8 protein-coding genes are annotated in these 9,184 nt (G+C 53.6%); all 8 read right to left on the bottom strand.

The genetic code is table 11. The annotated features are described in order from the left end of the window. Nucleotides 1–104: 104 nt before the first annotated feature. Nucleotides 105–758: a hypothetical protein gene (locus HB393_RS24795; RefSeq protein ID WP_213807909.1), complete on the bottom strand. Its 654-nt coding sequence runs from the start codon at nt 756–758 to the stop codon at nt 105–107. Nucleotides 759–776: 18 nt separating this feature from the next. Beyond that, entirely contained in the window at nt 777–2,744 is a 1,968-nt protein-coding gene (locus tag HB393_RS24790; RefSeq protein ID WP_213807908.1) for a hypothetical protein, read from the bottom strand. Then, the gene (locus HB393_RS24785; RefSeq protein WP_213807907.1) at nt 2,741–3,388 is read right to left on the bottom strand and encodes a hypothetical protein; all 648 of its coding nucleotides are present in this window, start codon (nt 3,386–3,388) and stop codon (nt 2,741–2,743) included. The genes HB393_RS24790 and HB393_RS24785 overlap by 4 nt, the downstream gene beginning before the upstream one ends. Before the next feature lie 16 nt (nt 3,389–3,404). After that, complete coding sequence (locus HB393_RS24780) at nt 3,405–4,556, bottom strand: hypothetical protein (protein WP_213807906.1); 1,152 nt, start codon at nt 4,554–4,556, stop codon at nt 3,405–3,407. 312 nt (nt 4,557–4,868) lie between these two features. Beyond that, the gene (locus tag HB393_RS24775) at nt 4,869–6,194 is read right to left on the bottom strand and encodes a hypothetical protein (RefSeq protein WP_213807905.1); all 1,326 of its coding nucleotides are present in this window, start codon (nt 6,192–6,194) and stop codon (nt 4,869–4,871) included. An 837-nt stretch (nt 6,195–7,031) separates the two neighbouring features. Then, nucleotides 7,032–8,066: a PDDEXK nuclease domain-containing protein gene (locus HB393_RS24770; protein WP_345945437.1), complete on the bottom strand. Its 1,035-nt coding sequence runs from the start codon at nt 8,064–8,066 to the stop codon at nt 7,032–7,034. Between the two features lie 100 nt (nt 8,067–8,166). Further along, nucleotides 8,167–8,373 (bottom strand): site-specific integrase, encoded by a 207-nt coding sequence (locus HB393_RS25485; protein ID WP_255551604.1) that lies wholly within the window; start codon nt 8,371–8,373, stop codon nt 8,167–8,169. Further along, a complete protein-coding gene (locus HB393_RS24765; RefSeq protein ID WP_255551603.1) occupies nt 8,324–9,046 on the bottom strand; it encodes a tyrosine-type recombinase/integrase in 723 nt (240 codons plus the stop codon). Before HB393_RS24765 ends, HB393_RS25485 begins: the two co-directional genes overlap by 50 nt. Nucleotides 9,047–9,184: the final 138 nt, after the last annotated feature.

The raw sequence follows: 9,184 nt of genomic DNA, 5'->3' as shown, positions 1-9,184 counted from the left end.
TCTCTGATCCCATCGCACGATCTTCACCTCTCCACCGGAGTACAAACGGGCAGAACAGATGGGATCACCAACGCTCGCGAACAACTATTGGTAAACTCAATTTTCTATCTACAACCAGGCCATCCATGGAGTTCTGTCGTAGGCGGAGGAGCCGTAGGCCAAAGCATACGGGCATCAACGCATCTCACCGAATACATGTAGTTGAAGGAGAAACGAGGGAAGGGTACGTCAAAGGCAACCCCTGAAGAGGCTACACCGATCGAAACTACCATGCCTCCGTTTTCATACTTCCATTCGGAAGATCTGAAATTATGATCACCTGCATACCGCGAATATCCAACCCCCGTTGTACCCACCCTAAACCCGACATTTATCGAGTCCAATACCCTATTTATGAAATAAAGATTCGCTACGAAACCAGCGGTTTTGACTGGCGGGAGTGGGAATAGCGTAATCCCCGCAAGTCGACCTAGATGGACAGGAATTATCGGTGGAAAGTTTGAGGCACCAACAGCTAATGCTTCACACGAACCTTTGGATGTAGAGCATGCATTATTATCTACCCTCACATTCCATCTATGGGCCTGAAATAAGGCCATAGCGTCGTCCTTTGTCGTATACCCAGGTTTTAGTGTAGCAATTAGCTCCGTGAGGCTTTTAGCCTTGTGCTCTGCGATGGCAGACCATGCAAATAACATTATCTCGTATGCAGCCACTACAAGCAGCAACGCAAGACAGACGTATTTTGTCTTTTTCAACACTTTTGCACTCCGTCGTCAACGACAGGTAAAGCAAGGGTAGTCTCCCAGTTGAGGATATGGATCGGGAGATTGAGGTAGAGGTCCTCTGTTGGGATCGTTCATTGTTGGGGCATTGATACCGTGCTCATAGATGGTGTTAATAAGATGATCTTGACCGTTGATTCGTGTAAACACTGGTATGGTGCTTCCTGGATTTTGTCCATTCATCTGTGTGATCGTGAACTTCTGCCAATATGGTGGACTAGTGGTACATGGCGACGTGAGTAGACATCCAATACCATCGTCGAATATGTTAACTGGGGCCTCGACACCATTTTTTGGTGATTGATATCCACCCTGGCCATCTGGTTCTGTTCCATTCCTAGAAACCGCTATGTGTTCGACAACCCTATAGTCTAGCGACGCTTTTCCGCCAACCAAGGTGACCAATCGCCAGACATTATGCAGAATAGTGGTTCCACTACTTATAGATTCGTTTCTAGACACTACAGGCACTAATCGCAGGTTGATGCTTACCGGAGGACAACTCTGAGGTGCGGGATCTGCCTTGAAAGGTGAATCCGAGGACGAACCTGAGGATGTGAAGTTAGGAGCTCCAAGTGTAGCGTTGCCTTTATAGAGAATGTAGGCTCCATACGCCTCGGCAGTGAGGCCGGATTTGTAGTACTTCTGAGTTATGAGTGCTGCCAGATGTGAGGCGACGGACTCTGGCGTAGAGAACTTACCGTAAGGGACGGTGACGCCATATCCGTTGAAAGATCCTCCGCCAAACGAAACCGTCATCGTGCCACTGCCGCCAGCGGCCAGCCCACTGAAAGCAATTCCAGAAAATCCAGAGCTTGAATCAAGCATCGCCGGACACGAGTTTTGCGGCGGTGGAGCGCCCACCACTGTAGCGAGGTTGGATCCAACCGGGGAGCTCCCGTTACAATTGCCGCAAGTGTAGCCGTTTCCTGTGTACCCTGGCTGCACCTGTACCGTCGCAGTCCCATCTGGAGCATCTACTGCGACATTGACCGTAACATGCGTTTGCGTTCCATCCACGCTTGTATTCATGGCCTGACCCGCTGAAACGCCTGCGGCACCTGAAACACTTACGGTTGGCGCTGTGCCGAATCCGCTGCCGCTAATGGTCAAAGTAAAGTTGCTTCCCGCCTGCCATACAGACGGGCTGAGGGATGAAACGACCGCAGGTGGATAACCGACTGCGAGATTGGCATTGCCTGTTCCGAAGCGGGTCGCGAGTGTGAGGGATCGACTTACCGCACTTGCATTGGCATCCACCGAATAGTTTAAGGAAACGTGACTGGAGGATGGGGTGCCGTTTACCGATAGAATCACACCCGAACCGGAGGCCGCAGGGGTGGTCTGACTGGTAAACGGATCGATCAGGTTGTTTCCTTCCACCTCAATCGTTCCCGATTTTCCGGTAGCGACCGAGGTCGGATTGATGCTGGTGATGGAGGGCGCAGCCGTCGCAAGGCTCACTACCGTCGTACCCAGATAATAATATTGAGTTGAAACGTATGCGGGACCGCCGCCCGGGGAGAACGAGCTTCCACTGGGGTAATCTCCATCGCCGCTCATAAATCCATAAGGGTTGTTGTATTGATAGCTGGAGCCGTCAAAATAAGCGATCGACAGAATCAAATAGTGGTCGCTTTCAATCCTATAGACATCACCAACGGTTACCGGCGCTTGAAGGTACCCGTCCGCCAATTGCTGGGCTTGTGCAGATCCCCATCTAATTTGCGCGGAGCCGTCGAAAAGGTAACCCTCCACGTAAGCGCCATAGTAAAGCGATACGTCGTAGCTGAGCTCGGTCGCCGAGTAGGTGTCGATTTCAGAAGCGGTGGTCGAATCAAGAATCTCTGAAACGCCTACGACAGACTGAGCCGATGCAGGCACCACGAGGCCGCTAAACCCCAGCAAGAAAACAAGCGACAACAAACGGATAGTGATCGTTTCAATAAGACGGTTCAACGTACCACCTCCTGTCGGAAGGGAGGAACCGGCTGCGCTACCGGGTCATGTGTCCGTGGCAGGACGATGGATTGAGTGGTGACGGCGGGCGCAAAGTCGGTTTGCAGAAACTTGTCCAACCGAGCAGCTGCTGTGGAGCCAAGCTTGGTCTTGAGGTCTTTGACCTCCGCTTCGATGAGTTGATCCCGCTCTTTCTGTAGTACCAGGAGCTGTGGGGGCACCGGCGGGAGTTCTATAGGTTGTCCCGTCTTGGCTGATTGCTTAGGGAACTGTGCGCGGGTGGCATCGATGAGTGCCTTTGCTTCGGCATCTTTCTTTCCGAGTGCGATTTCAAGACGCAGACCGGACGCACGCACGAGAGCAATCTCATCGCCGGTCAGATCGAGCTTTTTCTGGAAGTGGTTGCGGAAGTCGTTGCCGTTCTTGCCACGTTTCTCCAGAGCATCGGCAGCACGATCCAGATGAATCTGATAGGCCAGAAAGTGGCGATACAGAATTGGCAGTGGGGCTCGTTGGACGAAACCTCCTTGTGTCGGGGAAACAGTCGAAGGAGATTGGGAATCGACCTGTTCTGCAAAGGCCGAAGCGCGCAGCATCAACGTGGCAAGGAATAGCAGAAGGAATCCGCCTATTTTGTGTCTCATCGTTTTCTCCATGCAGCTATTGCAACGTGACTACGGCTTCGATGATTCCCAAGCCGGAATCGAGGTGACCGAGGGCTTTGCCGATCACGGCACCCAGCATCTTCGCGCGATCGGTACCCTTCATGGCGTAGCCCGACGTGGAGGATGTCACGAGCAGGTCTCCGGGTTGAATTGGTCCGTTTTCCGCGCTGACTTTGGTCGGAACGATACCCGTCATCGCCATCGGGACTTCAGCCTTCATATGGGACTTGTCGCTTGCCTGCCGTCGTCCGACAACGCCGGGCTTCGTGGAATAGATCCCGGTTGCCGAGGTGGAGTAGGGCTGGGTTGATTTGAGGAAGCTTCCTTCGAGTGATGTGTTGATTACCAATACATCCCCAGGTTCATAGCTTGTTCGGTCGCCGGACACGTCGACGGATTCAGCGTAGTCGCCTCCGCCGAGGATGCCTGTCCACGCCGTAGCCTGAGAGGTATTGTCTGGAAATTTGATCGATGCACCGGTACCGGCTGTAAGGGTAATATTCCCGTTTACTTCAAGCGGGGTTGTGGGGTTTGTCGTGCCAATGCCGACGTTGCCAGACGTAAGTACGGTCATGGCGGGAGAGGGCGACGGTCCCGTTATGAATTGAAGAGTATTGTTATAAGACCAAATCCAAGTCGGATTGAAATTTATCAAGCCGCCTGAGTTTGGGAGAGCGCCACCTAACCCAGCGATTCCGCCACTTCCGTTCTCATAAAGCTGCAACGCGAAGCCACCGTTTAGAATCTGAAGTGGGGTCGATGACGAACTGGCGATACTGGACCCTACCGTCACCATACCAGTAAATATCTGGGCACTGTCCCAGGTGTTTGAGCTTGTTGTCGGCCAAGAGCTAATGCAGCTGCCGCCGATGCAATAGCCGCCTGACGAGTTGACCTGACCGCCCTCCACATCGAGTTTGTAGTTCGCTCCAGGATTGGTCGTCCCGATCCCAACATTGCCGGAAGCTGCAAAGGTGGCAGGAAATACCGCTGTAGCACCGTTCCAAAACTCAAGGCCTAATGAGTCGGGACTGCCATTCGAAGGACTTGAATCCGCATTAGCTCGTATAAGCCATCCCTTATTGCCAGCATTTGCTAGATGGTCTCCAAGAGTCATGGCTGAAAAGCCTTGATTTGGCATCGACATTTGGACGGCTCCATTTACATCCAAGGGCTGACTCGGTGCAGTCGTCCCGATCCCGACGTTACCGCCCGAAACTGATATAGGCGAGTTTGTAATGGTGGAGCTACTCGAAAATACTGGGACCGTGCCGCTCGTTCCTGTTCCCATAACCGTTTGAGCCGTCGCGCTCATGGCGAATGCCACCATGCAAAAAGCCAATTTCACTTGTCCGTACATGCTGATCCTTTTACCCGACAACGCTTGCCTCCTCTCGAACAACCGAACAACTCGCTCCTCAATCAGAAGCAGGAGCCACGTACTACAGTTCTGGGATCGCTACTGCAGCGACACAAGTACCTCGATAAGCCCCGACGCTGCTTTGAGCGGAGCCAATGCCTTGCCGATCACAGTTCCCCTCATTTTTTTCTCATCGGTACCCTTCATGGCGTAGCCCGGAGTATTCGCGCTCACCAGCAAGTCACCCGTTTCGATAGCGCCGTTTTCTGTACTCACTTTGACTGGTACGATTCCCATCATGGCCATCGGAACCTCTGACGCCTTGTCGGGTCGTTCCGCCGTCGTTCGTCTTCCCACAAGCCCAGGCTTGGTGGAAAAGACGCCGGCAATGAGTCGGGAATAGGAACTAGATGATTTGGTGAATTTTCCTGGTGTAGTCGCATCAATGAGAATGACATCGCCAGCTTCATAGCTTGTTCGGTCGCCGGACACATCGACGGATTCGGCGTAGTCGCCTCCGCCGAGGAGGCCATTCCAAGCTGTCGCCTGCGTAGTCCCGTCGGGATACGTTACCGGCCCATCCAGTTTGGTATTTCCATTAACTTCGAGCAGAGCACCCGGGTTCGTCGTGCCAATGCCCACATTGCCGCCGGATGCAACGGTCATAGCCGTCACACGATTATTTTGGAGCAAGATCGGATTGGAGCCATAGGCATCCAATACCAAACCGGCCTGGTTGGATTCGAGGACCGCGCTATTGGCAGGCCACGTACCAACACAAGGAGAAGAACCCTGAACCGTAAGGAGTGCATAGTTAGTACTATTGAAGACCTCAAGTTCATTGCCACATCCAGTTGTAGAGTTGCTTATCTGGACAGTGCCGTTGTTTTCGGTAATTGCAGAACCTGAGCCCGCGCCCACCGGGTTGAATGCGGTTTCTTGAATAGTCCCGTCTGGGAAAACGAAGCCAGTGGAAGATCGTATCTTACCGGCAACATCAAATTCACCGGAAGTGCTGATGACGGCAACGGGGGAACGGTTAATCTGAAAAGTTATGGGACCGCCTACGCCGTTGCCTACGGCGTTGATCGAGCCAATAACTAAGCCGTTCGGAGCCTCCGCTTCTATCACACCGGCATTAGCCCATCCATTGATTCCAAATCCGGATGACCCCGAAGCCTGAATATCGAGGAAAGTCGGGGAACCATCTGAATTCCCCACAGCGACCGCGACCTTATTCACATCGCTACCGCCGACCACCACATTACCGCTCGAAACCGCAATCGGCGAGTCGCCAACCGCGGAGCTTTCCGTGAAGACCGGGACCGTACCTTTCGTGCCTGATCCGGTCAGTTGTGCTTCCACGGTAGATGCAAAGCCCATGATGCAGATTGACGCTACTGATGTCCAGGCAAACTTACTCATCGTGCCACTTCCCTTCGTCGACTTATTGGCGTACTTTCGGATACTTGACTCGCCTTGGGCTGGATAGCCTTCGTTACGCCCTTAGCGAAGGGCGTTGGGAGACACACAACCGCGGGGGATGTTGTGCCGATCCCGACGTTACAAGCCGGAAAGGTATTCGCCTGTGTCACAAAGTTCGTTGCCATCAAGGCCAATACAAACAAACTCAGGTTACGGTTAAGCATTTTTCTGTTTCCTCAATCTCTCTGATTGTGTGTGAGTCAACCAAGGTGTGTTGCGCGCCGAAGCCGCCTAATCGCTAATCAAGGCAGAGTGTTGGTTGCGTCCGCTTTTCTAGCAGAGCCCAGCCCCTGAATAAGACATTGCCTGAGGTTTCGAGTAACGGGGGATTTGCGAGGATTGGAACAGTGTGGCAGTTCCATGGGGGCATCCCGGATGTTCGGGCGGCAGGTCGAAACTCACCCTTCGCGCAACAGGGCGCTGAAGAAACGGCCAAGGCATGTCGATCTCCAAATACAGCAATAGTAGTGCAGGAAAATACACAAGCAGAAACAAACAATACTGAGAGAAATAGACAGCCAGGGCTACGTAAGGTCGATCACAAATCCGAGCCGTTCGTTCACGGTTCGATATCAGTTGGAAGTTTGTGGGTTGATCTTCTCATCTCTCCGCAACCGTCATCATTAATCTTGGTTCAATGGAATTACTTTAGTACCGGTCCATGAGAGTTAAGGGAATGATTGATCAGGCGCCTTCGTGCCCACTTCTCTCTGCATAACAATGTCCTCTATTGAGCGGAGAGAAGATTTGCCAAATGGGGTAGGACTTTGCAGGATGCTACTCCGCAGTCCGCAGTTCGATTCGATCTGCCAGCTGGCTGCGTTCTCGATTGAGTTCTGCCTTCAATTCCTCTTCAGAAGGGAGAACGAGCTTATACCTACTCGCGAAGATCTGCTCGTTTTCGTGAAGAACCGAGTAGCGTACGACCGAGGCGTCTTTATCAGAACAAAGAATGATTCCAACCGTAGGGTTGTCGTCCGGCGCTCGCTTGAGGTCGTCCATCATACGGACGTACATATCCATCTGTCCTATGTCTTGATGGGTCAGTTCGCCAGATTTGAGATCGAACAGGACGAAACACTTCAGTAGATAGTTGTAAAAGACCAGATCAATGTAAAAGTCTTTGGATTCTGAACTGATGCGGTACTGTCGCGCAACGAACGCGAAACCTCGACCGAGTTCCAGCAGGAATGCCTGCAGATTGTCCAACAAGGCTCTCTCGAGATCCGCTTCTAACAACCTGCCAACACCCGGGAGACCCAGGAACTCCAGCATGACTGGATCGCGAACGAAATCCCGTGGGGTTTGCGAGACTGCCAAGTTTTCTCGGGCTTCGTTCTCGACAGCAGGTCGGTCTGACGTTGCCAGAAGCCGTTCGTAATAGAGGGTGCTGATTTGGCGCTCGAGCGAGCGTGTAGTCCAGCCCTGGCTCGCGGCTTCGTTCATATACCATTGCCGAGCGGAATCGCTTTCTACCCTTAGAAGCGTCCGATAGTGAGTCCAGCTCAATTCAGGACGCAGTGCGTCGCGAATTGGAAAGGCCTGATAAAAGACCCGCATATGTCTCAAATTGGAGGCGTCGAACCCCCTCCCAAACTCTGCCGCAAGCGATGAAGCCAAGGTCTGCAGGAGCCGAGCTCCATATTCCGCCCGTGCTGACCCGCCCTGTTCAAACTCCACGATATGCCGGCCGATCTCCCAGCAAGTCTGTACCTGGACTGCATCGACGGCCCGCAATGCTCTCTGGCGAGCATTCTGGATCAGGTCGCGAAGATTGTGAAGAAGCTGGGATGCACCTTCGTCTGCTTCCACCGCTTTGCGCAATTCCTTCGTCATCTCACCGTCCCGTCTTATCCTAACCGCTCGTCAAATTGAGTTGTGTCCAAACTTCGATGGGGAGTCGACGTACCAACTACAGCCCCAAATTATCATTCACCGCAACGACGATCTCCTGGTCGGAGCCGAGATACCGCTCCGTCGTCTGGATCGAGGAGTGCCCCAGCAGAAACTTGATCTGTTCCAGATCCCCGCCGCTCTTCCGGCATAACTTGGCGCAAGTCCGGCGCAGGTCATGGGCGCCGAAGTGCTCGATGCCAATTTGCTTGGATGAACTGTTCAACTATGGACCAGACCGCCCAGTCGCTCAAGGTGTCGCGATTGATCTTGCCGCTCTTGGAGATCGATCGGAGCAGGCGGCCCTTCTCGATCTCAGCCGCGGTCATCCAGACATCGATTCCCTTCTTCACCCAGATCGGGATGGCCACCGTCCGAATGCGCCGGCCCTTGCCCTCGAGGTCGGCCAAGACCCACCGACCCTCCCTTTGCTGAATGGTCTCGACGTCGAGCTCGGCCAGTTCGTTCCGCCGCAGGGCGCAGCCGACCAGCAGGGCCAGGATCACATAGTCCCGCTTCCCTTTCAGGGTCGAGCGGTCCGGGACGGCCAGCAGATCCTTGGCCTGCTCGCGGGTCAACCAGTTTCCCAGGCGAGTTCCCTTCTGGCTGATGTTCGGGATATCGGTCAGGCTGGCCGCCTCCTCCTGCCCGATCATGCCGGCGTGCCGGGCCTCACCCACCATCTTTCGCACCGCCGAGAGCCGGACGTTGATCGTCGAGGGGGATAAAGCTTCCATGCCAGCCCGCCACTCCATTAAAAGAGAACGGGAGAGAGGTCGGCTGGCACAGAAGGCGAACAGGTCGTCGAGCGCTCGGGCGTAGTTGCGCTTCGAATGTGGCGACGCTACCGAATCCAGCACCCGCTGGCGCAGCAAACTCTGGGCCGGGGTGAGGGCCAAGGGCTCCGCTTCCCTGCTTTCTGACGGTGGAGGGGCCAAAACGAGCTCGGTTGTCATAAAGTGATTTTACCTACGACAATTGGCATTATCGTGGCTAATAAATGCTGATTTGACAGGGCTTAGCGTGTCATTTTGCCA

Source organism: Granulicella sp. dw_53 (assembly GCF_018449545.1).
Taxonomy (GTDB): domain Bacteria; phylum Acidobacteriota; class Terriglobia; order Terriglobales; family Acidobacteriaceae; genus Edaphobacter.
This window is presented reverse-complemented; position numbering and strand designations above follow the sequence as displayed.